This window comes from Paenibacillus sp. J31R120 (assembly GCF_056269225.1).
Map to the genome: position 1 here is coordinate 191,208 of NZ_JBWDNN010000007.1, position 22,803 is coordinate 214,010.

Below are 22,803 nucleotides of genomic sequence, written 5' to 3' on the forward strand. Positions count from 1 at the left end.
TTTCCCGTAACTTAAATGGAATAACACGCTCACATCCTGCCATTGTACTTCGGCTGATTGCGAACGTGCTATCCCAATAGTTTCTTATTTTTTCTCACAAAGATACAATACACGCGTTGGCTCGGAATTCTTTACGGCAAGTATGGAGAATGACTTTAACAGCTCCGTTTCGAAATTCTCCTTCGTATACCATTCAAAATCCCCGTTTTTCAGTGCAGGGGCAACCACACTATCTTCCCGCTCGATAAATTCAATGATCAGCCATCTACTCGTATATAGCGCAAATTGTCCTATAATCTCAGCATATGACAGTTGCTGCGCAAATGCGAGGTGGTGCATTACCGCAAGAGCAAGTACCATTTCGCTATTGAAGCGTTCAATCGCACTCTTGCGCCACGGGGCAATTGCCGTGTCCCCGATATGCAAATCTCTGTAATAAGCCGGTGTTGGCGCAATTAAATTCAAATAAACTGGATACACATTTTGAACGTTTTGGTCGGTAACCATCTGGTAGACAAAATCGACACAGTTATAATCTAAATCGGCCGTAATGCAACGTTCCATCTCGTCATGCAAAGTAAAGCCGTACCAACCCATATTCCCAGCCAAGTCCAGCATCGTTCTTGGTTTAACGGAACGGACCATTTCCACAACCGTTCTTTGCTTATCTGACCATTTGGCCTCATTACTCTTTTCATACAGCTCGTTTTGGTAACCGTTCCAACCGCTCTGAAGTATTTGCTTGAATTGTACATTCAAGACATAATCCTTTAGAATTTGGCAGCATTTTTGTATATTGCCTTCTAGCGCAGATTCATAGCATTCCTTAAACATATCCTTATACTCGCTTAAGGTATCTGCCGATAAATATCCTGCAATATCGTTAATCGAGAGCTTTTGCCCAGGATTATTCAAATATAGATAAGCTTTGTCCATCAAATTTTCAGACATCATCAACAAAATCACCAGATGAGCATTAATAAATTCCTGTATAAAAAAATATGTTGTATTGCCTGTCCTGATTGCGTCAAAATCGAAAAACTCAAACTTACCGTTATGGAAAGTCGCGTTAAACGCATGCCCGTCTAACCAACCCAAGCCAATATTGTCGATTTCAGCGAGGAAATCAATCATGAACAGCGTATAATCATAAAACATCCTTGGCGACCACTCAACTGCGTAGGTAAACAATGGAATATATTCATGTTTGAAACTGCAAGAATATCCCTGCGCAATTTTCACATCCGACATTTCTGTCTTCGTTACAAACTTATCGAAGATACCATAATCCTTGCATTTGTTATAAATCTCGATAAATTGTCCAGCAATATTGTCATTGATTAGACGATACACACATCGATCATTCAAATTAACGACTAATTTATTAGTTGCACCTGTTTTTATCAGTTCAAATTCAGAATTCATATCCAAAACGCCTGATGCAGCCCCGAATCCGCTATAGCCTTGCAAAAAGACTTTATGGAATTCAAAAAAGTCGGCATCTTCAGTTAATCCCATGGAACTTAATTGTTCTTTTACCGCACCTAAGAATTCATAACCAACCGTAATGATGACAGTATATTTGTCTTTATCCAATAAGACATTCGGCGAAGAAATTTCAACTCCGCACAAGCAGCTTCCCCATAACTTGCTATTATTGTCGACGATTAAGTCGATCTTCATTCCTGAACGTTCAGCATAATACAAACCTAACCGCCCTGTGCCACCCGCTCCAAAAAAAACAACCTTTTTAACCTTCTCTGAAATAATATGTTTGACCCCCATCCATTTTATAAACAAATCGTCTCGCTCATCATGCCCCTTATTTCTAAGAGCATACGAATTAACATCATTACATTTCTTCTGCAATAGTGACTCCAAAACGGCTCTATCCGGCCAACGCTCCCATGGTGGCGTTGAAAATCTCCCCCAACCCGACATTTGCTTATCAATGATTATTACTTTGCCTCCTGGCTTGCATACTCTCACCAGCTCGTTTACCGCAGCTTTCAGATTAGGCGAATGTTCAATGCATTCCACAGCATATACCACGTCGAATGAATTATCACCGTAAGGCAAAAACTCAATCTCGCCGACCGTAGTTTTCACATATTCCGGCACAGCTGAAAGCATAACAGGGGAAATGTCTATGCCATGCAATTTACAGTCCGGTAATTTTTCGTGGATGCGTTTTAAAATTCTCCCTTTGCCGCAGCCTACTTCCAAAACACTATTGCCATTTATAATTTCACTAATTACTTGTGTAACTTCAGCATCGTCCTCATCAATTTCAGAGGGAGCGTTTGGAGCAAATTCATCATCAAAATGCGCTTTAATCATCAGTTTATATGCGTCCAGATAGAACTTTGTCGCCCATGCGATCTCACGATCTGCAAAATAGTCAGCACCATTGCCTACACTGCCTAAGAAACCGCCGTCGGATTCCATATTATTCTCAACCCACGCCATTAACTTATCTGCCGGTTCGCGTCTGCCAAGCTTGTACAAACATATCGCGATTTGCGAGCAGCCTGTGATACATACCCAGTCAACACCGTTATAGGCAGGAATGGAGCCGTCGTTTCTTTGCGAAACAAGCAGTTTCTCGATAATGTCCTTTACTTCCTTTTCATACCCAAGATCGATAAGACTGTCAATTTGATACGCTAAAAAATGCGTAAGCGTTTTATGCGAAAGAACATTCGGGTCAGCTAGATATCGTTTAACCGAAGCATGAACAAGCTGAATTTTTTCAAAATCATTAATAAGTTGAGCATATTCCAGCATTGGCGGCAGCCCAAAGAGCAAGATCGGTTCAGGAACAATTGGATCGTCTTCATAGCTTTTTGGAAAAATACCGTCGTTGTCTTTCAAAGCAGAAAACAAATGTTCCGCCGCTTTGATTTGTATGTCGTAATATTTGTTTGTAACCTTCTGTATGGCGTTAAGACCGCGAAGAGCTTGCGCCGTATCAAATAGATAGGCACGGTCTGAACCGGCCGCATTGAATGTGCCGTTATCGTTTATGACTGAGTCCAGATAGTGTGCCATAGCCAAAGCTTCTTCCTTCAAACCATAGGAAAGCATTGTCGGAATGATATAGCCGGTAACTTCAGGGTACTCGTAAACAGAACCCCGAAAAACAGAAACACCGCCATTTTCCTGTTGATTTTGAATCATCCAGTTTAAAGCCCGTTGTACCGAGCTGGCTTCTGGATATTCGCCCTGCACAAAGTTATATCGGCCTTTAAACATGAAGTACGAGAGATAGTTGTTCAAACCGTATCCACTCAGTTGTAATGCCATTTCGTTATAGAAATTAGCGGACATTATAATCAAAAACGGCTTGTGCCATTCTATCGTGTCCGGCGATACAATTTCAATCCCACTTATGCTTTGACCCCATAATTCAGCATTATTGTCTGCAATGCAGGTGATGTGTATTCCATTATCCAGGCAGTACTTGACGGCCTCGCTCCCGATTTGACCCGCTCCAAATAAAATGATGGGTTTATTTTCAGGAGAAGCTTTAAAATCATCGACTAACTGATAGATCTGTTCCTTTGATAACGAATGCATTATTTCCCCTCCAACCAATTTACTAGTTCTTAGTTTAGATAGTTGACAGCGTCAGACCTGATTGACTGAGCTAGGTCTAAACATTCATAGGCTTTATCCCTATCGTTAACGATTTGACAGCGGCGAATATTCTTTAAATAAACACGCATCACTATTATATCGGAATACTTAGATCGGTTTATAACAAGATTTCGTAAGGATAGCTCAATGGCTTTAGCAACGATCAATTGTTGTTTAGTTGCCGTCAGAGATGTTGTACTATGTCGATATAAGTAATTGCATTCCTCTGTCTTCACGAATTTGCATTCCGCATTATAAGCTTTCAGCCAAAACTGCCAGTCTTCAACTAAGAACCATTCAGATTCATAACCACCAACATCAAAATAGACCTGTTTCTTAAACATAAAGTAACCACCGATACAGGACAGTATGAGAATTACTTCGGGAGTATCCATTTCGTAGCCTGGAATGACATTACCTGCTTCGTCTATTGCAGCTTCGTTGCCATAGACAACATCCGCTTCGGTGTCCGAGGATAACATTGTAACGAAGTGTGTAATCGCATTGGGTTTGTAGATATTATCATCACTTGTCCAAGTAAAATAATCGCCAAGAGCCGCTGGAAAGGCACACTCAAAGATATTCGATGCCAGCTTCGGCCTAATATTTCGCCCGCGCGCTTAACCTTCCTCCAGCCATTCTACTATTTCAGGTTTCAACCATGAAAGCGCGTCCCTATTTATTTCTTTTGCCAAGTCTAAACATGCTATTGCAGCTTTCTTATCATTCAACCGATAAGCAAAGCCCACACATTTCAAATAAGCTCGCATCGCGATTTCATAGGTATATGTACGCTTATGCTTGCTCAGATTTTCTAACGATAATTCCAGACACCGCTCTTGCACTTCGCGAGCTTTTGTCATGGATAACGAAGTCGTATTATCTCGATAAAGATAATGGTTTTCCTCGGTTCTTACAAACTTCTTCCCCGCGTTGTACGATTTTAACCAAAACTGCCAATCTTCTACCAGGAACCACTTGGATTCATAACCGCCTACGTCGAAATAGACCTGACTTCTAAATAGAAAATATCCGCCTACACAAGATAGGATAGGAATTTCCTCCGGGCTGCCGATCGACGCAATGGCATTGCTTTTCTCGATTACGTGTCCAGCATCATCTATAATGCTTTCGTTTCCATATACAAGGTCTACATCGTGTCGTTGTACCAATACATCAACCAAATGTTTGATGGCATTCGGCTTATAGATGTTGTCATCGCTTGTCCATGTAAAAAAGACACCTTTTGCTGCATCAAATCCTGTATTTAAGGCTTGAGGCAAATATTGATTTTGGGAATGGCGTATTGTTCGAACGCGTCTATCCTTCCTGGCATACTCCTCTATAATTCCGGGCGTCTCATCTGTACTGCAATCATCAACTATTATCAATTCGAAGTTTGTGTACGTTTGCGAAAGTATGCTGTCCACTGATTGGCAGAGAAAACGTGCACCGTTATAGACCGGAAGCACGATTGACACTAAGTGTTGGTTCATAAATCCTCCATTTCTTTGCCTCAAAAATAGTACGGCAGTGCATATTGGAAATATTTATACCCCCAATATTTGACGATTTTCCATAGCTTCATGTAAAGCTCTGAAAATATAATAGTCCTGCGGTGCAGTAATCTTGATATTATTAGGTGTGCTTCTTACTATGTGCAGTTTCACCCCATATAAGCTGCATAAATGTGCTGAATCAAGCGGAGTCTGCCCGTCATTCTGCGCCTGTTGATACATGTCCCATATATCCCCGTACCTAAACGTTTGAGGCGCTTTGGCAACAAACATCTCGCTCCTTTTAGGTATGTTATCAATCTCATTGCCATTACTGCTTTGTATAATGCTTTCAAATGTAGCTTCACAGGTTATCGCGTTGCCGCAACGCTTTGCGGTTGCAATGTTTGCAGAAATTAGATTCTCGTTTATCAAAGGACGGACACCGTCGTGAATTAACACAATATCATCGGAAGCATGCGAGCCTCTCATAGCTTTAAGCCCATTATAAATGGACTGATCACCACTGATCCCGCCGGCTATAATTTTAGAAACCTTGCGGATATCGTATAATTTCAAAAAGCGTTTCAACTCTTTAATCCAACTCTCTAGGCAAACAACTATGATATTATCAATCTCGGGGTGCCACTCAAAATGTTCAATGGTATACATAATGATAGGCTTACCATGTAGTTCTAGAAACTGCTTAGGCTTCGAAGCAGAATTCATACGCTGCCCTGTACCGCCAGCAAAAATCAATGCAGTTATCATAATCTCACTCTTCCAATCTGATAGTGGTATTTGAACTGTAATCTTGAGGCTTATGATGTATAGATGGCTAGATGTTTTTCGCGTTTGAATGATATTGGCAGCACCTTGTAAAACGCGGATTTTCCGTATTCTCTCTATATCCATCTAAAGATAAATCTCGCATTCCCCTCAATATATCGTCAAGCTTACCCACTTTCTACTATCTTGCGCCGAGTAAATCTCGAAGTAAAAAAACTCTTGCTTACTTTATCGGTTATTAAGCCATCACTTTTAATATCGAACACAATGGAAATAACTGCATGAGCGAATTCCTAACTAATACCCGACTTGAATGCGTACAATGAATCGTTTCATAGCGTGCGCGTGCTGGTAAGGTTTTGTTTAGCAATTACGAGCCTGCCTCCCTAGATGAAGCTCCTCTCCTATTTTCACAACAACCGAAAAAAGCATGGGGCTTGAGTCGCAAGCCTCCATGCTTTTTTCTGAATGAGTCAAGGTAGTTAAGGATATCTCTAGGATTTGGGGTCCGGACCGTTATAACTTTAATTCTTCTTTCACGTAGTGGATAATTTTATCTCCGCTTCTTTCGTTTGCCGAAACCCCGAATCTTTTATAGGCCGTTTTCAGAAGAGAATTCCATTCAACGGTATTCTCGTAATCCTCTATATGGGTAATGTACTGCAAGAAATTCCATAAATCATATTGGTTTGCGTCATTAAAGAAAAAACCAAATAGCGGCATATCCCTATATACTGGACTTCCGGACAGATACATGTTCAAACATTTCGTGAAATGAAGCAACTTCTCGTTGAAGTCACCTTTGCCCTCTGCCACAGAAAGATTATCGCAGGTGTGCACAGCCATCATTGGTTTAAGCGTTGCTCCGTATAAAAGGGCTACCGATGAGCCGCCCCACCCATAATAGGCATCGCTCCATGCGATGGCTCTGTACAAGTCTGTCGTGTCATCATAAATGCCCGAAGCCTCGCGCCTATACTCCTTTATAATCTCCCTGTATTCATCCGCCATTCCCAAACGCATGCTGTCAAATGTCGCCATAGAAAGCGGGTGCGGCCTCCACCACAAAACAAAATCATCGCGATGTTTGAAAACATCCAAGACCGAACGTAATTTTTTTAGAAACTGCTCTCCGAATTGTAAAATTTCCGCTAAGCTCGCGTTATAAAAGACAACCTTTTTGCGAGTACCGTTCGCGTCTTCAATTAAATCTCGCCATTCATCCGTCAATCCATACTCTTCACGTTTCATTTGTATTACTTTATCGAACTTCGGCGATCCGAGCGCTACGAACTTTTTCTTGCTATCGCCGATTTTACCCGATAAATTGCGTGCTACTTCATTTTTCTTGAAAAAATTAATATACCTTTTCTGTTCCAGATCATTTGGCACAATTGTTTTATGAGCATATATCGTTCCACTATTAAAACAAAAGTGTTCTTGTACTTTATCGGTCACAAAATACGGAATATAAACCAACAGCTCCGTCAGTTTACACAACTTCTCACTATAATAATCGGGGTGAACAGACGTAACAATGTTAGTCTCGTCATAAGGATTGTGTATAAAGATCACGTCCGGCCTACGGCTTGCAACATCATAGTCACGCCAATTTGTAACTTCAACATAGTCAGGATACAAACCGCCGTCGTAATGCACTTCTTTCACCGAACCATCGGGATTCCTCGAAAAATAAGGAATAGGCACGCAATATACGTCACATTGCGGATCTTCCTTCGCGGCCAAATATACACTTTCTAACGCATCGAACATACTGAGCTGGTAAGGGAAGAATACGACTTCAATCTTGTTCGGCTTCAACTCACTTTCAACCGAATTCTTAATCTTCACAAGCTGTTGTTTGAGCTCCTTTACTATTTCCCGATCATTGTTGTCTATGCTCGCCCGGTACAACAACTCGCAGTATTCTTCGAGTAAGGCGACAGTCTGGGTTCCTTCGCCCTCAATGTTCTCGATGTATTGTCCAATCTGCACGGCAAATTCCTGACAATCAGCAAGCAAATTCCGCACTATCTCCGGTGCGGTTTGCTTGCTTAGCACGTCGTGCGCTTCATTTAGAGTCTCCAACAACTCAAATATTGTTTTCTGATGTAATTTCCGCATTTATTTCCCCTGCCAATCCAGAATCATTCGTCTATACATATCAGCCAACCCGTATTGCGGCCGCCAGCCTAATGACTTCAGCTTATCTGCATTGAGCCTAAAACCGACTTCAGGCGCGTAACCGCGTTTTGCAATGTCGCTGGGTATCTCGACAACTGTTTTTATTCTGCCTTGACAAATTTCGCTTGCAACCATTTCCGCCATTTCCCGGATGGTTGTGCTTGCCTCTTGGTTTGCAATATTGTAGGCTTGTCCATTAAGACCCCTCAATAAGAGCGAAAGCAACCCGCGTACAGCGTCAGCTAAGTAGCAGTAATTCCCTCTAGTTTTCCCCTCAGTATGCAAAATTATATTTTCTCCCGCCATCGCACTACGTGCAAATTGAGCGAACACCCGCGTATCGTCTTTCGGGGTCCCAGCGCCAAAAACTTGCGCCAATCGTGCTACTTTTACCGGAAGTCCGTACTGCACGGCATAAGCAGTACACAAGCTCTCACATAGCCGTTTACTTTCAGAATAGCTGCTGCGCGGGTTATATAAATCCAAATACCCCAAGTCTGCCTCCTGCACCTGTCCATGTAAATTCTGTCCATAGACCTCCATTGATGACAGGTAGACGACACTTTTAGAGTCTCGCTCTTTGGCAAGCTCCAATATGTTTCTTGTGCCATCGACCGCTGTGGTTATTACATCAACCGGTTTCGCCACCATATCTGCCGATCTGGTAATTGCTGCGCAGTGGAAGATATAGTCCAGTTTGCCGGGGAGGGCTTCCATCGTTAAAGGGCGACGAATATCACCACTAATAAACGCATCTAGTCCGCAGTCTTTCGTCAACCTTTCTCCCTTAACACTGTCTCTTCCGTTCCCGATTAGACTAAGATTAAGCTGATATTTTTGACTGGCTGCGCTTAGCGCAAAAGCCAGTGCTGTACCAATTAACCCGGTCGCACCGGTAATAAGTACTGATTTATTTGACATTTCGTGCCACGGCAGATGCGGATCGGAAATGATTTGTTCTATATCTTCACAAAAAACACGATTAGGCAAGCACATCTACTCCTTTTCATCCAGACATGCCGTATTTTTCGAATCTTGTAGAGGGTACAACCCCACAATTGATCTTCGCGTCATCTCTATCAAGTCCACCAAAACAACCACCAAGCTGACAGCCCCTATCTTTATTGTATAAAGTCATTTATCCAATAAAATTATAACATAGATAATGGGCTAGTATGTTCCCAGAATGAATCGTCATTGAGAGAGGCTTTCCTCGATGTCCATTCGGTTCCAAATCAGCTGACGAAGCAGCGGAAAAGCTAGAGAAAACATTAGGCAGAAAGCGGGATCACACCCGGGATGCTAAAACAGCGCAAGGCAACTAACTCTATGCAATAAGCCGTTGCAATTGGTTGGGAGCGGATGTCGGCTTTCTATTTTAGCAAGGAACCTCTCCGAATTTTTCGAAGAGGTTCCATTTAAAACCCATAATTTTCGCCCTACTTGTGATACGGTTCCCCCCGATTAATCTTCACCGCCCTATAAACCTGCTCCACCAGCACCAAGCGCATCAACTGGTGCGGCAAAGTCATCCGCCCAAAGCTAAGCTTCTGCTGGGCGCGCTTAAGTACAGAGGGAGCAAGGCCATTGCTCCCTCCAATAACAAAAGCCACGTGGCTGCGCCCATACGTGGCTAACTTATCAAGCTGGTCCGCGAGATCTTCGCTGGACCAGAGCTCCCCATCGAGCGCGAGCGCGATGACGTGGGCGTCCGGCTTCAGCTGCGCCAGAAGCCGCTCCCCCTCACGCTCTCGCACTTGAAGCTCCTCCGCCGGACTCATCGTCTCCGGCGCCTTCTCATCAGGCACTTCCGTGAGCGTAAGCTTCACGTAAGGCCCAAGCCGCTTGGCATATTCCGCGATGCCAAGCGTCAAGTACTTCTCCTTCAGCTTCCCGACGGACGCTATCTGAATATGCATATGAGGCCATCCCTCTACCTATTTTTTTGTACACTAACAGAAGTGGGCAGACGATCTCTCTCGCCTTTACAAGCAGCTAGTCTGCTCCATCCCTCCAGCTGTCTTCATCTTTCCCGTCACGCTATACCACCAAGAACGCCGCAGCATCCTCACAGAAATCACATTTGCGCGGCGGGTCCCAGTCCGCGAATTGCGTCTCCTTCAGATCGACCACATCCGGCGCATCTTCGTATTCGTCTACAAAACGCTCTAATGCCTTCTCAATACACGGTTTACATACACAATACATAGCTGATTCGCTTCCTATTCTTCGAGAGTATAAGTGCTTATTCGACTTCTTCCAGCATAGCAGAACAGGCCCTTTTCTGTGAAGAAAACATTTCGTAAGCAAGTGACGTGAAGAAAGCGAGTAGCGGCCCCGGACGCTGCATCACGAGCAAGGAGTTGCACACCACCCTCATCCCAGCACTTCCGCCCCTCATCCATCCTGTATATCCAACCCTTAGTCTATGTAGTCAGGCAAAGCCTATTCCAATAATCCAGAACACAAGCCTTCCCCTAAATACCCGCTCTAAAAAAACAGCACACTCATCTATTTCTTCACATGCGTCTTCGCCGCCGACGGCCGCCAGTTGATCATCTTGATCAACTGATCCTGCATATAGGCAGGCGTGTACTGAAAGCCACCTTCGATCCAGTGGAACACAAGGCCCATTAGTGCATGGATGCTATACACCATCATCAGCTCGCGGTTGATGGACTCCGTCTCCTGCTCCAGCTCCTCGCTGGACAGCTTCTTGATCGCGCCGAACATCTTCTCCTTAATAACCGGCAGCACATCGCTATGGAAGAGAACCGTATAGACCGCAGCGCGTTCGTGAATATGCTCGAAAATCTTCACCGAGTTGGCCGTCAGCTCATCGACGCGGAACACATCCAGATCGCCATACGGAGCCCGGAACGACTCGATCAGCTCGTCGATCAGCTCCGAGATAACCTCGTCGAGCAGCCCTTCCTTGTTCTCGTAGTGGGTGTAGAATGTCCCCCGGTTATAATTGGCCCGCTCCACGATCTCCGTAATCGTGATAGCCGAGAAGCTCTTCTCCGACATGAGAGTCAGAAGCGCGTCCCTGAGCGCCACCTTGCTGCGCGCAATACGCCTATCCGCCATTTCTATTTCTTCCTTCCACAAAAAAGTATTCAACACTCAAGCGTGTTTTGTCTGTTAACGTACAAATGAAAGCGTTTTATATATTGTGGCAGTTCGCCTTATTGTATATATTGATCTTAACACCTGTTTGCTATTATACAAGTGTTCAATTCCGCCTCACAGGCGCATAGCCGCAGATCATCATGAACCATACTATTCCTTTAGAGGAGGACACTCACATGAAACTTAATGGCAAAGTGGCTGTCATCACAGGCGCAGCATCCGGCATGGGCAAAGCGACTGCCCTGCTCTTCGCTGCAGAAGGCGCGAAGGTCGTCGTATCCGACCTGTCCGCCGATAACGCCGCAATCGTCGTGCAAGAAATTGAAGCGAAGGGCGGCACAGCCATCGCCGTCGCTGCTAACGTAGCCAAAGAAGAAGACGTGCAACAGCTCATCGATACAGCCGTAGACACCTATGGCACGCTCGACATCCTGGTGAATAACGCCGGCATTATGGACAACTTCGTGCCCGCTGCCGATCTGACAGACGAGCTGTGGGAGCGTGTCTTCGCCGTCAATACGACAGGCCCGATGCGCGCGATCCGCAAGGCGCTGCCGATCTTCACCGCCAAGCAAAGCGGCGTCATCGTCAACGTCGCATCCGCTGGCGGCCTGTACGGCTCCAGAGCCGGTGCCGCGTATACAGCAGCCAAGCATGCCGTCGTTGGCCTGACCAAGAACGTCGGCTACCAATACGCGACTCAAGGCATCCGCTGCAACGCGATCGCTCCTGGCGGCGTAGCGACGAACATCAGCACGACGATCAATGCTCCGAACAAGTACGGCATGGAGCAAGCGATGAAGGGCATGGGCATCAACCCACGCACCGGCGAGCCAGAAGAGATCGCCAAGGTCGCTCTATTCCTTGCCTCCGATGACTCCAGCTTCGTGAACGGCACCGTTGTCACAGCCGATGCCGGCTGGACAGCCTACTAATCAATTCGTTGCTGCGCTAATGCGGGGATTCATCGCATAGTCCCAGCTCATAACAAAGCCGGAAGGCCCGTCACAAGACGCGCCTTCCGGCTTTTCCCCCTATAACTGTCACTCTTCCTCCGGAGCCTGCTCCTCCAGCTTCAGCTTCAGAGACTGAAGCTCGCCGTCCCGGTAGAAGGACACTGTAATGTCTTCGCCAATCTTCTTCTTGCTATATAAGTACTTGCGCAGCTCCATCGTGCTGGTCACCTTATGATCATCCAGCTTCACGATCACGTCGTTGAAGGTCAATCCCGCTTTCTTGGACGGACCGACCGCTTCTAGCACAATGACGCCCGACAGCACCTCATCCGGCAGCTGGATCGAACCCGAACCGCTTGACTCGCCTTTCTCCGAATCTCCGCCTTCTTCCTCCTCGAACATCTTCTCCATATCCTGCTGCTCCCAATACTGCTCCAGATCCATGGTGTAGACGCCAAGATAAGGACGCGGTACATAGCCTTTGCTAATCAAACTCTCCACGATCGGCATCGCATTGTTGATCGGAATCGCATAGCCGATGCTCTCCACGCCGAAGTCGGAAATCTTCATGCTGTTGATGCCGACCACACGGCCGTTCAGATCGATCAGCGGACCGCCGCTATTGCCTTGGTTGATCGCCGCATCGACCCGGATCACTTCCTGCTCCCAGTCAATCACGCCGTTCTGATTCAGCGATACCGGAATCACTTCCTTGATGACGCTGACGACACCCATTGTGATGGATTCGCCCATACCGAGCGGATTGCCGATCGCCATCACGAACTCCGCAGCGCGCAGCGCGGAAGAGTCGCCAATCTCCGCGACCGTATCGATGCCCTTGGCATCGATCTCCAGCACCGCCAGATCCGTAATCTGATCCATGCCGACGACGCGAGCCTCGCGCACCTCGCCAGTTGTCAGCACTACCTTCACCTTCTCCGCGCTCGCCACCACATGGTAGTTCGTCACGATGAACGCTCTTCCGGCCTTCTTCTCTATAATGACGCCCGAGCCGACGCCTGCTTCGCGCAGGACACCCGAGCCTTCGTCTCCATTCTCCAGCCGCTTGCCGCCAATGCCGAGCCCGAACATCTGCTCATTGATGACGCTGACTACCGCCGGCTTCACCTTGGCTGTCGCCACAATCGTGCGCTCCGAAGGATCGCCTGTTGCCGTCAGATGGACAGGCACCGAGCCGCCGCCCCCAAAGCCGCCGAAGATCCATCCGAACAGGAGTGCCGCAGCTACGGCGCTCGTGAAAGACGAGATGAACGCAACACGCAGATTAGACCACTTGCGCTCAGCACTCCCGCCGAAAGATAACCGATGATCGTCCTGCTGGCTCTTGCGGACGGTTCGCCTGGACACCTTGGTCGAATAAAAATCGTCGTCGAATATGCTCATCGGGAATCTCTCCTCTCTCTCTTTCGAACCTTGCGGGGAATTTCATAATCTAGGAATGTTTTCGGAAGAATGGACTAAAATAATAATAGATTCAAAGCTTGCTGCCCTACATTTTTTTCAAGAGAGACCGCTTATGCGCAAATTCCGATATAAAGGAGAGATTCACGATGAAAACAAAGCCGTCCCCAGCATGGGAACACGTACAGCTTGTCGCCAAGCTAGCCGATCTGAAGGAGGAGCATTACCGCACCGTTCTCACGTTAAACGCCATGCTGGAGCTGTTCATAGAGAAGGGCATCCTTAGCCGAGAAGAGCTGGAGAACAAAGCCGAGGCGCTCGACGCGCAGCTGGAATCGCTTATTTCCGCTTCACTTCGTCCCATGGGGTAGGCTTGTCGTGATACGTCTTGCGCAAAGGAAATTCATCCTGTTTATAAAATATTCCGTGGTTCTCCAATATAGAATTGACCGTTAGCATAGCCAGGTCCATTTGATTGTGGTCCAGGCTGAGATGCGCCAGATAGACGCGCTTCGTCCGGTCTGTCATCAGCTCGATAAGTGCTTCGCCTGCAGCTACGTTAGACAGATGCCCCACGTCACTTAGGATACGACGTTTAATATTCCATGGATAGCGGCCCATTCGCAGCATCTCGGTATCATGGTTGGACTCTAGCACGAGCACATCGGAATCCACGATCTGGCTTCTGACCTTCTCGCTCACATAGCCGAGATCCGTCGCGAGGCTCAGCTTCTCCCCATGCTCTACGAAGCAATAACCGACCGGCTCCGCGGCATCATGCGAGATCGGATACGACTGCACGCGCATCGAACCAAAGTCCAGTGCCTCTCCCGTCTCCATAATGACCTGCTTCTCTACCGCGATCGTCCCGATATGGCGTTCCATCGCGCCCCAAGTCGCTTCGTTGGCGTAGATCGGAAGCTCGTATTTGCGCGCGAAAGCGCCGAGTCCCTTAATATGATCGGAATGCTCATGCGTCACGAACAAAGCGTCCAGATCATGTCCGGCAATGCCCCGCTCCCGCATCAGCTCGTCCAGCTTCTTCATGCTAAGGCCCGCGTCTACCAGCACCGTCTTCTCCCTGCTCTGCACGATCGTCGCGTTGCCGGTCGAACCGCTGGCCAATACTGTAAATCGAAGTCCCAAAACGTCCAGTCCTCTCCCATTGCCTCTCACGAAGCTACCTACATTGTAACCTCGATTGCGTCCAATTTCCCCTGTTGTTTTCTGGCTATCCGAATGAATGTCAGCCATACGACAACCTACCATTCTATCAGATGCCTGACTCTATCAATCGACGGAAGAGGAAGAGAGAAGGCCCCAAACACAATCCTGCCCAAGATCCATCATGGTCTCTAGCCAGGCTATCGTGCCGGTCCTACTCTCTCTATACCCTCTGCCGGTCATCTCGCAACATCTACTCTATGAAACCCTTATACAGACAGCAACCGCTGCTCTATCAATCCCTATACTAAGCATAACATGGCATGGCGCCGACAGCTATGCCGCCGGCGACTCAGAACCCGCTCCTTCATCTGCGCCTTCCGTCGCAACCTCGCCGCTGATCGCATGGACATAATACACCTTGCCATCCCCCAGCATGACACGCCAGGTCGGAGCCGACACTTGCTTCTCGGAGTCGAAGATCTGGCCATGATAACCAAGCTGAATATCGGCAATCACGGAGCCTTCGTCCAGGTAAGTCTCGATCAAGGACACGACGACCTTCGCCGATCCGATCACTTGCTTTTCTTCGCCGTGGCCAATCGACTCTACACGATCCTGTTGGAAGCCGGTAATTTTCCGGTTGCTTGTATACAGAAGCTCCAGCTTCACATTGAACATCGGGCGCCCGTCGACCATACGATGCATGACGAATACGCCATCCCGGTCACTGTGCAGATCATATTCGTAATCCTCAATATCCGGAATTTGACCGCCCAATGCTTTTACCAGCTCTGCTTTAGTGAATATGAGCGCGCTGTCGACCGGCTTCTCCAGCTTCTTCGGCAGCGACTTATGATCCGATTGAAGCAAATACGTCAGATCACTCAGCTTCGGCGTTCCGGCAGGCAGATTGGCAGTCAGCGAGATGCGCTTCTGCCCCATCAGCTGCACCTTATCCGGGGGCAGCTCCGCAGAGTTCACGTTGGCGTTCAACTGCTCGCTGATATCCACCCACAGCTGATAGCCGAGAAGGACATTCAGCATGAGGAACGATATGATCAATACGCTTTTCGCCCTGCTCCAATCCACTTGCCTTCACCTCCTCTATCCTTATGATCTGGCCCGCATTAATTCCGGCGCATCCTGCTCCTCCGTATCCGGAGCATTGTCCTCCGGAGCCTCTGCCAGCTCTTCATCCCCAGCTTCGCCCGGTTCATCTGGCGGCAACTCGGCTTCACCCGTCTCGACGGATTCTTCATTATTCCCCGTCTCTCTTGGCGGCAGCACAGCAGAGCCAGTCCCCGCCCCGTTGCCCGGAGAGGGGCTTGGTCCCGTTCCTGCGCTCGCTTGTCCTTCCGACCCGCCAGACCCTTCAGCATGATCAATCTGGTTGTGATTCGTATTCGCATTCGCAGCGCCATCCCCTGTATGCGACTCAGGAGGCTGTTCCCCCTCTGTCGCTTCCAGTAGAGTGATCTCTGAACCATCGGCCAGCTTCACGACCCAGACAGGGATGAATTGCAGCCGGTTCTCCTCCAACAGAACAGCTTTCAGCGCCGGGAACAATGCCGTTACCTCGCCGCGCCGCGGATAACGCTCCAGCGTCTCTTCCAGCCTGGTGCCGCCCTGCAGCCAGCGCGGCTTGCGCAACTCCGCCTGTGAACTGAGCGTAATAAGCGACCGCGCATATTCCGTCACGACACCTTGCTGCAGCGTCAGCCGGATATGTCCGTACCGGAACGCCAGGTTGTCGATGACTGGGTATTGATCGATATATTGTCTGAACGTCACATATTTCTTTTCTTGCTCCGGTGTCGAGCTCATCAGCCGATGCGTGCCGTCCCAGCCGCCATGCTGGTTGATAAAGTCAACCGACGCATAGACGTTCTCGCTAATCGGCGTATCGCTGCTGATTGTGGCCGCCGGATTCGTATAGTTGATCCACATGCCGTCCTGCTCGACCTTAAGTCCTCTCTTCCCGTCTGTGAAGATTTGCGAGCCGCTGCGATCCTCGAAGGAACGCGTCGTGCTGGAATCGAAGGGCAGACTGCGCTGCATCTGATCCGGTGAATACGTCTCGTACGGGTAGATCAGCTCCGTCGCCATAATCGGCTCGACCGGAATATAGAGCCCGTCAGCCGTCATTCGGTATTGAGGCAGATAAGCGCCAAATCCGACATAATCCTGCACGTCTCTCACGGTCAGATCGGCTCTGACCGACTCATAGACGACATGCTCCTCGCTGCTGAAGAAGAACGTGCGGATCTCTTCTGTATCCGTCGTCTTGAAGATCCAGATCTTGTCGATCTTATCCCGGAGGAACAATACATCGCCCTCCATCTTCAGCAGCTTCTGCAGCAGCTCGACCGAGATGCCGTCCGGGAAGCGGAGCTCGATGCCGATGGAGTCCTTACGCACCTCATCCCAATTCAGAATGCTTGCCGAGCTTCGCTGGAAGCCCTTGAACTCCCTGCCGACAATCCGCTGGTTCAGAATCATCTCATAGAACTGTGTGCCTGGATAGATAACCGTATGCTTGTCTTCACCCATATGGATAATCAGTTCCTCCGGGAAGATGACGCTCTCCACGCTCGTCGTCTTGCCTAGCGGCTCCGCATTGACGTAATCCTGATCGCTTCTTACCGTTGCACCCAGCCCCGGCATGCTATAGGCCAGCAAATAACTTTGCAGGAGGCTAAGCACAACGAGAACAATCAGGGTAGCCGTCTTCGCTTTCTCCATCATTCTGTCTCGCCCCCTTCCTGCAAGAGCGGCAGCGTGAACGATACCGTCGTGCCTTCATTCAGCTCGGAAGCCAGCGAGATTGTACCACCATGCGCCTTTACGATTTCCCGGGCAATCGATAGCCCGAGGCCCGTGCCGCCCATATTGCGGGAGCGCGCCTTGTCTACACGATAGAAGCGATCGAAGATACGCGTCAGATCCTTCTTCGGAATGCCAATACCCGTATCCTTCACGCTGATTTCCAGCAAGCCGTTATCCTCCAGCTTGCGCGCGGCAATCTGGATGGCCCCGCCATCAAGCGTATATTTGATCGCATTGGAGATGAGGTTGTCCAGCACTTGGTCGATCTGGTCCCGGTCGAGCCAAGCCTTTTTCAGTCCGCGCTCGACATACACATTCGCCGTAATCGACTTCTGACGCAGCTGGAAGGAGAAGCGGTCCGCCACCTCATCCAGCATCTCATGAATATTCGTCTGTCTCCGTCTAAGCGGAGCCTGATTGGAGTCCAGTCTGGACAGATGCAGCAGGTCCGTAACGAGCCGGATCATCCGCTCTGTCTCGTTGCTAATAACGCCGACGAACCGCTCGGATAGCTCACGCTCCTCCAAGGCTCCGTCGCCCAGCGCCTCCGCATAGCTCTTGATCGTCGTCAGCGGCGTCCGCAGCTCATGCGATACGTTCGCGACGAACTGACGGCGCGACTGCTCCAGCTTCTCTTGCTCCGTGACATCCTGCAAGACGGCAATCGTGCCCGTAATGCCCTTGTCTCTCCGATGAATCGGTGTAACCGTCAGCTTCAAGAGACTGTCATCATGTCCCTCCGCCTCCGCGTGGTCGCGGTTAATGAGCAAGGTGCGCCCGCGTCCCGACTGCAGCTCCGCCAGCTTCTCCGGCGAGAGCCCCAGCAGATCAGCCAGTTCCACGCCCTGGAACGTCTCGACATCCAGCAGCTCCAGCGCCCGGCGATTCCAGACGATAATCCGCCCCCGCTCATCGGCGGCGACCACCCCGTCGCTCATATTGGAGAGAACTGATACCAGCTTCTCATTCTCCTCTTCATTCGCCGAGAGCGCTTCCTTCAAGCGAATCGTCATATCGTTAAAAGCCATACTGAGCCGCCCGATCTCGTCATCCCCAAGCACAGGAGCCTTCAGATCGAATCTCCCGTCGGCGACTGCTTCCGCCTGCCGTGTAAGGCCTTGAATCGGATTCGTAATCGTATGGGCGAGCAGAATGCCGAGCACGCCTGTCAGACCAAGCGCAATCAGCGTACCAGAGAAGAAGATTTGATTGACCCGGTTCACCGTCTCGTACAGCTCCGTCATTGAAGCCACAACATAGACAGCCCCGACGACCTTATCGTTGTACGTCACAGGCAGCGCAATCATCTTCTTGCGCGTATTGTCCTCATCGATAATCTCTTCTTCATTATCAGGAATGTTCTGGAGCGCGCGGCTGACCGCGAGCGACTTGTTCTTCTGCCCGATATACGACTGATGAACCTGCAGCGAAGTTGCCACAACCTTGCCGTTCGCATCCAACACCTGAACCTCGGCGCCGCTAATGCTGAACAAGTTACGGACAACCAGATTGAGGTCCTCCGTCGTATTGTCGGTCGAATCGCCCTCCGATTCCATATTCGGCAGCAGGCTTGGCGCCGCGAACTTGGACAGAATATCAGCCTGCTCCTTCAAGTTGTTCGTGAAGCTCGTAATGAGTGAATTCTTAACCGTGCTTATAAAATAAACGCCGATAAGCTGCATCGCTACAAGAATGAGCAGCAGGTAGATGATAACTAGCTTGACCTGGATCGTGCGGAAGAAGCTCCGCGCCTTCATCCGTAACCGAAGCCTCCCGACTTCGCGTTGCGCATCATGTAGCCTAAGCCGCGTCGGGTCATAATATACTCCGGACGGCTAGGGTCGTCCTCGATCTTCTCCCGCAGACGACGGATCGTCACGTCCACTGTCCGCACATCGCCGAAGTATTCGAAGCCCCATACCGCTTGCAGCAGATGCTCGCGCGTCATCACCTTGCCGCTGTTGCGCGCCATATAATAGACGAGCTCGAACTCCCGGTGTGTGAGGTCCAACGGCTCGCCGTTCTTGTACACCACATACATATCTGTATCAATGAACAGATTGAACAGCTTCAGGCCGGATTGCTCCGACTGGCTGTCCGCAGCGTCTTCCGAGGCTTGTCCGCTCTTGTTCTGACGGCGAAGATGCGCCTTCACCCGCGCCAGCAGCTCCCGCGTGCTGAACGGCTTCGTCACATAATCGTCCGCGCCCAGCTCCAGGCCGAGCACCTTATCAATCTCCGTATCCTTCGCCGTGAGCATAATGATCGGCATGTGCAGCTTCGTGCGCACCTCGCGGCACACATCCATGCCATCCTTTACAGGCAGCATAAGGTCAAGCAGGATGAGATCCGGCTGCTCCTCGAATGCGAGACGCACCGCTTCTCCGCCATCGAAGGCACAGATGACCTGATGGCCTTCCTTCTCCAAATTAAACTTTATGATATCCGCTATCGGCTGCTCGTCATCGACCACTAATATTTTTCCGTGCATCGTTACACCGCCTGTCGCTAGTCCTTTGTTATGTCTCTATTCTAACATACCGGGGCGCAGCCTACACAATCAAACTTCCGATTGCACCGGCAACCACAGGCCCATAATTTGGATTGTATTTTTCGGCAGAAATTACGATTTTTAAAGCAACTATAAAGCGAGTTCATGCGTTTATCTAATATCAAATTAAAAAAGCACAGCCCGGACCTAATGTCCAAGCCATGCTTCTTTGCCATTGTTATGCCATGCTTAAAAGATATATTATAAGTACTTCATCGGATTCTGAGGTACGTCGTTCTTGTGAATCTCGAAGTGCAGATGCGTGCCAGTGGAGTTGCCTGTATTGCCCATCACGCCGATCTGGTCGCCCTTCTGTACTTTCTCGCCCTTCTTGACATTGTAAGAGTTAAGATGTCCGTACAGCGTCTTGAAGCCGTTCTGATGGTTAATAATAATGGTCTTGCCTGTGCCTGTTCTCGAACCGACATATTCCACGACGCCGGAGTCAGAAGCCAGGATACGCTTATTGCCGATAAAGTCGATGCCGGAATGCAGACGGCCCCAACGCTGGCCATACGTGCTCGTAATGCGATGGTTCTTGACCGGGATGGAGAACTTTCCTGTCCCTTCGCCGAGTACAACCATGGTGCCTTTCTCAACAATCTCCGAGATTGGCTCTACAATCACTTCTTTATTCATCAATTCTTCAGTTAAGACGTAACCGTTCAGCTTCACAATTTCATACGTCAGACGCTGCGTGCCTTCGACACCTTGTCTGATTACCTTCGATTGGCCAACTCTAATCTTATCGTTCTTTTGAACTTCGACAGGAGCTACAATCTTCTCCAGTTCAACTACACTCTCGACCGTACGGACGGTTAGCTCCGGCTGAAGCACCGTTAGATCAAGCTCGTCGCCGACGGTAATGCGGTCATCCTCAATCCATGGATTGTTCTCATAGATGACTTGAGGCGAAATATCAAACTTCTGTGCGATACAGCCAATGCAATCGCCTGCTTGAACGACATATTTGGTAGGCTTCGTGCTGCCGTCGATAATCTTCTTGTAAATCTCTTCTCCCTCGGCAATTTCCGTAGGGCTGATATCGACGCTAGCTACCTGAACTTCCTCAACGAATGATACTTCTGTTACCACTTTGCCCGGTTCGGTATGTTCCTTGGCATCTTCCGTCTCCGACGCCTCGACCTTGCCATCCTTATTGTAGGAAAGTGTCGTGACCGTCTTTGCGCCTTTAGCCGCCACAGCGAGTTCTGGAGCGAACTTGCTCTGTACACGCTTCAGGATGCTGTCCGCTGTCGCCTGATCCTTCACGACGCCGATGACCTTGCCTTCAATCTTCACCTCAACGCCTACTGCATGGGATGTGAACATACTCTCCAGCTTAGCGAGCGTCGCATCGGTCTCCGGGACCGCTTTAAAGGCACTATCGCTTTCGTATGTAATATCACCTGAATCCAGCACCATCGTGATGTCCGGATTGGCTTGCTGTACTTTTATCGCTGCTGCGTCGACCAATTGCTCAACCGCGCCAGGGTTCTCTACTGTTCCTACTGCTTCGCCATTCATATATACATGATAGAATTGGAATGTATTGCGTTCAACGTATTGCGTATATTGCTGATAGCCGATAATGCCGGCAACCGTGAGCAGTACTGCCGCCCCGCCGATGATTTGTGTCGACTTCTTCCGCCAAAGTGGGGTAGATACGATCACGTCTGCCGCTTGTTGCTCGGTCTTACCTGTCAAGTCTTGCGAGTTCGTACGTCGAAAGTACTGAGTAGTTCGTTCCCATACCTTCTTCATACGACTCATGTCCCTGAAACCGGTCATGATAGTCTCCTTTTCGCACTTCTGCTGAGAGATTTGCGAGTTCCAAACAGAAAAAAGACGAATTCTCCTGTCGGATCACTCGCCTAATACTTTATCACAGCCTTTACAATAGGGGCAACCTTTGCCATGGTAACGTAATATTAATATTTTTTCAGAATCTCCATCATTTGCTCGTATTCCGACGTGTCGAGATGCTGTGCCATAATCTGTTGAACGCTAGTCAGCTCCTGCTCCGTAAGTCCTCCTTCCATATATTCAGAGATTTCCAGCCAGGACTCTGGAGGCAGCTTCGTCATTAATAATTCGAACAATAGCGACTTATCCTCTTCGCTCATCTCACCCTTGGCCGACTCGATATCGTCGGTCGTCACCGCCGTCTCTGCGCCGTCGATTCCGCTCTCGGCTCCAGTCTGACCCGTTCCTTCCTGTACACCATCTAACGGATCGCCGCCTTGACTGCTCCCCGCACCAGGCTCCTCCTCGATCCCGCCAAACACTTCCTTCGCATCCGGCTCCTGCCCGTTATTTGCGCTGCCGCTCTCTTGCTCCGGTTCTATGTCAGAAGCTAATAGGGGATCACTGCCCCACAGCTTGCCCCATACGCCGGACATCGCCATAGGCGGCACCTCGACGGGCAATTCGAACTGCTTCAGCACCGATTCGACATAGCTGGTCACAATATAGCCCGTTGTCCAAATCGACAGAAAGCTGAGGATCAACCCCGCCGCCACGATCTTGCCGATCCACGCCAAACTCTTCCATACCATTCTCCCTCAACTCCTATCCGTTATCTATCATTATGGTCAAGGATCAAGAGAGGCATTCCTACTCAGGCTGCGCCAGGCAAAAA

Annotated in this window: 19 protein-coding genes; 2 read left to right on the forward strand and 17 right to left on the reverse strand. The window is 49.0% G+C overall.

What is annotated here, in order from left to right; all coding sequences use genetic code 11:
• Positions 1-84: 84 nt before the first annotated feature.
• The 9 genes from AC0YNW_RS22700 to AC0YNW_RS22740 form a co-directional block, all read right to left on the reverse strand.
• On the reverse strand, positions 85-3,579 hold the full coding sequence (locus AC0YNW_RS22700; protein WP_475833891.1) for a methyltransferase domain-containing protein: 3,495 nt from the start codon (positions 3,577-3,579) through the stop codon (positions 85-87).
• A 29-nt stretch (positions 3,580-3,608) separates the two neighbouring features.
• Positions 3,609-3,983 carry a hypothetical protein gene (locus tag AC0YNW_RS22705; protein WP_475833892.1) on the reverse strand — a complete coding sequence of 125 codons (375 nt, stop codon included), beginning with the start codon at positions 3,981-3,983 and terminating at the stop codon, positions 3,609-3,611.
• 276 nt (positions 3,984-4,259) lie between these two features.
• Positions 4,260-5,135 (reverse strand): glycosyltransferase family 2 protein, encoded by an 876-nt coding sequence (locus AC0YNW_RS22710; protein ID WP_475833893.1) that lies wholly within the window; start codon positions 5,133-5,135, stop codon positions 4,260-4,262.
• 54 nt (positions 5,136-5,189) lie between these two features.
• A complete protein-coding gene (locus AC0YNW_RS22715; RefSeq protein ID WP_475833894.1) occupies positions 5,190-6,050 on the reverse strand; it encodes an IspD/TarI family cytidylyltransferase in 861 nt (286 codons plus the stop codon).
• A 390-nt stretch (positions 6,051-6,440) separates the two neighbouring features.
• Entirely contained in the window at positions 6,441-8,048 is a 1,608-nt protein-coding gene (locus tag AC0YNW_RS22720) for a hypothetical protein (protein WP_475833895.1), read from the reverse strand.
• Positions 8,049-9,098: an NAD-dependent epimerase/dehydratase family protein gene (locus AC0YNW_RS22725; protein ID WP_475833896.1), complete on the reverse strand. Its 1,050-nt coding sequence runs from the start codon at positions 9,096-9,098 to the stop codon at positions 8,049-8,051.
• Positions 9,099-9,547: 449 nt separating this feature from the next.
• Positions 9,548-10,027, reverse strand: a complete 480-nt coding sequence (gene rlmH / locus AC0YNW_RS22730; protein WP_116048373.1) for a 23S rRNA (pseudouridine(1915)-N(3))-methyltransferase RlmH — start codon at positions 10,025-10,027, stop codon at positions 9,548-9,550.
• Positions 10,028-10,148: 121 nt separating this feature from the next.
• Positions 10,149-10,316, reverse strand: coding sequence for a CxxH/CxxC protein (locus tag AC0YNW_RS22735; RefSeq protein WP_119803563.1), 168 nt, complete (start codon positions 10,314-10,316; stop codon positions 10,149-10,151).
• 303 nt (positions 10,317-10,619) lie between these two features.
• Positions 10,620-11,198, reverse strand: a complete 579-nt coding sequence (locus AC0YNW_RS22740; protein ID WP_475833897.1) for a TetR/AcrR family transcriptional regulator — start codon at positions 11,196-11,198, stop codon at positions 10,620-10,622.
• Between the two features lie 218 nt (positions 11,199-11,416).
• Between AC0YNW_RS22740 and AC0YNW_RS22745 the strand changes: the two genes are divergently transcribed.
• Complete coding sequence (locus AC0YNW_RS22745; RefSeq protein ID WP_475833898.1) at positions 11,417-12,175, forward strand: SDR family oxidoreductase; 759 nt, start codon at positions 11,417-11,419, stop codon at positions 12,173-12,175.
• A 108-nt stretch (positions 12,176-12,283) separates the two neighbouring features.
• On the opposite strand, the gene AC0YNW_RS22750 is transcribed toward AC0YNW_RS22745, so the two are convergent.
• Complete coding sequence (locus AC0YNW_RS22750; RefSeq protein ID WP_475833899.1) at positions 12,284-13,600, reverse strand: S1C family serine protease; 1,317 nt, start codon at positions 13,598-13,600, stop codon at positions 12,284-12,286.
• A 167-nt stretch (positions 13,601-13,767) separates the two neighbouring features.
• Here AC0YNW_RS22750 and AC0YNW_RS22755 point away from each other — a divergent pair, with 167 nt between their 5' ends.
• The gene (locus AC0YNW_RS22755; protein ID WP_475833900.1) at positions 13,768-13,989 is read left to right on the forward strand and encodes a hypothetical protein; all 222 of its coding nucleotides are present in this window, start codon (positions 13,768-13,770) and stop codon (positions 13,987-13,989) included.
• Here AC0YNW_RS22755 and AC0YNW_RS22760 read toward each other — a convergent pair.
• The 7 genes from AC0YNW_RS22760 to AC0YNW_RS22790 form a co-directional block, all read right to left on the reverse strand.
• Positions 13,958-14,764, reverse strand: coding sequence for an MBL fold metallo-hydrolase (locus AC0YNW_RS22760; protein ID WP_475833932.1), 807 nt, complete (start codon positions 14,762-14,764; stop codon positions 13,958-13,960). The two genes, AC0YNW_RS22755 and AC0YNW_RS22760, sit on opposite strands and share 32 nt — an antisense overlap.
• Before the next feature lie 354 nt (positions 14,765-15,118).
• Entirely contained in the window at positions 15,119-15,874 is a 756-nt protein-coding gene (gene yycI, locus AC0YNW_RS22765) for a two-component system regulatory protein YycI (protein WP_387477033.1), read from the reverse strand.
• A gap of 21 nt (positions 15,875-15,895) precedes the next feature.
• Positions 15,896-17,530 carry a YycH family regulatory protein gene (locus AC0YNW_RS22770; RefSeq protein ID WP_475833901.1) on the reverse strand — a complete coding sequence of 545 codons (1,635 nt, stop codon included), beginning with the start codon at positions 17,528-17,530 and terminating at the stop codon, positions 15,896-15,898.
• The gene (gene walK / locus AC0YNW_RS22775) at positions 17,527-19,368 is read right to left on the reverse strand and encodes a cell wall metabolism sensor histidine kinase WalK (protein ID WP_387477029.1); all 1,842 of its coding nucleotides are present in this window, start codon (positions 19,366-19,368) and stop codon (positions 17,527-17,529) included. Before walK ends, AC0YNW_RS22770 begins: the two co-directional genes overlap by 4 nt.
• The gene (yycF, locus tag AC0YNW_RS22780) at positions 19,365-20,102 is read right to left on the reverse strand and encodes a response regulator YycF (RefSeq protein ID WP_387477027.1); all 738 of its coding nucleotides are present in this window, start codon (positions 20,100-20,102) and stop codon (positions 19,365-19,367) included. The genes walK and yycF overlap by 4 nt, the downstream gene beginning before the upstream one ends.
• A 261-nt stretch (positions 20,103-20,363) precedes the next feature.
• The gene (locus tag AC0YNW_RS22785) at positions 20,364-21,953 is read right to left on the reverse strand and encodes a peptidoglycan DD-metalloendopeptidase family protein (RefSeq protein WP_475833902.1); all 1,590 of its coding nucleotides are present in this window, start codon (positions 21,951-21,953) and stop codon (positions 20,364-20,366) included.
• A 140-nt stretch (positions 21,954-22,093) separates the two neighbouring features.
• Positions 22,094-22,720 carry a hypothetical protein gene (locus AC0YNW_RS22790; RefSeq protein ID WP_475833903.1) on the reverse strand — a complete coding sequence of 209 codons (627 nt, stop codon included), beginning with the start codon at positions 22,718-22,720 and terminating at the stop codon, positions 22,094-22,096.
• Positions 22,721-22,803 lie beyond the last annotated feature (83 nt).

What these genes read in the sequence shown, in the direction of transcription:
- AC0YNW_RS22700 (WP_475833891.1), bottom strand. Translation starts at nt 3,579, where the DNA reads ATGCATTCGTTATCAAAGGAACAGATCTATCAGTTAGTCGATGATTTT.
- AC0YNW_RS22785 (WP_475833902.1), bottom strand. Translation starts at nt 21,953, where the DNA reads ATGACCGGTTTCAGGGACATGAGTCGTATGAAGAAGGTATGGGAACGA.
- AC0YNW_RS22750 (WP_475833899.1), bottom strand. Translation starts at nt 13,600, where the DNA reads ATGAGCATATTCGACGACGATTTTTATTCGACCAAGGTGTCCAGGCGA.
- AC0YNW_RS22740 (WP_475833897.1), bottom strand. Translation starts at nt 11,198, where the DNA reads ATGGCGGATAGGCGTATTGCGCGCAGCAAGGTGGCGCTCAGGGACGCG.
- AC0YNW_RS22745 (WP_475833898.1), top strand. Translation starts at nt 11,417, where the DNA reads ATGAAACTTAATGGCAAAGTGGCTGTCATCACAGGCGCAGCATCCGGC.
- AC0YNW_RS22710 (WP_475833893.1), bottom strand. Translation starts at nt 5,135, where the DNA reads ATGAACCAACACTTAGTGTCAATCGTGCTTCCGGTCTATAACGGTGCA.
- rlmH (WP_116048373.1), bottom strand. Translation starts at nt 10,027, where the DNA reads ATGCATATTCAGATAGCGTCCGTCGGGAAGCTGAAGGAGAAGTACTTG.
- walK (WP_387477029.1), bottom strand. Translation starts at nt 19,368, where the DNA reads ATGAAGGCGCGGAGCTTCTTCCGCACGATCCAGGTCAAGCTAGTTATC.
- yycF (WP_387477027.1), bottom strand. Translation starts at nt 20,102, where the DNA reads ATGCACGGAAAAATATTAGTGGTCGATGACGAGCAGCCGATAGCGGAT.
- AC0YNW_RS22720 (WP_475833895.1), bottom strand. Translation starts at nt 8,048, where the DNA reads ATGCGGAAATTACATCAGAAAACAATATTTGAGTTGTTGGAGACTCTA.
- AC0YNW_RS22735 (WP_119803563.1), bottom strand. Translation starts at nt 10,316, where the DNA reads ATGTATTGTGTATGTAAACCGTGTATTGAGAAGGCATTAGAGCGTTTT.
- AC0YNW_RS22715 (WP_475833894.1), bottom strand. Translation starts at nt 6,050, where the DNA reads ATGGATATAGAGAGAATACGGAAAATCCGCGTTTTACAAGGTGCTGCC.
- AC0YNW_RS22770 (WP_475833901.1), bottom strand. Translation starts at nt 17,530, where the DNA reads ATGATGGAGAAAGCGAAGACGGCTACCCTGATTGTTCTCGTTGTGCTT.
- AC0YNW_RS22755 (WP_475833900.1), top strand. Translation starts at nt 13,768, where the DNA reads ATGAAAACAAAGCCGTCCCCAGCATGGGAACACGTACAGCTTGTCGCC.
- AC0YNW_RS22790 (WP_475833903.1), bottom strand. Translation starts at nt 22,720, where the DNA reads ATGGTATGGAAGAGTTTGGCGTGGATCGGCAAGATCGTGGCGGCGGGG.
- AC0YNW_RS22705 (WP_475833892.1), bottom strand. Translation starts at nt 3,983, where the DNA reads ATGTTTAAGAAACAGGTCTATTTTGATGTTGGTGGTTATGAATCTGAA.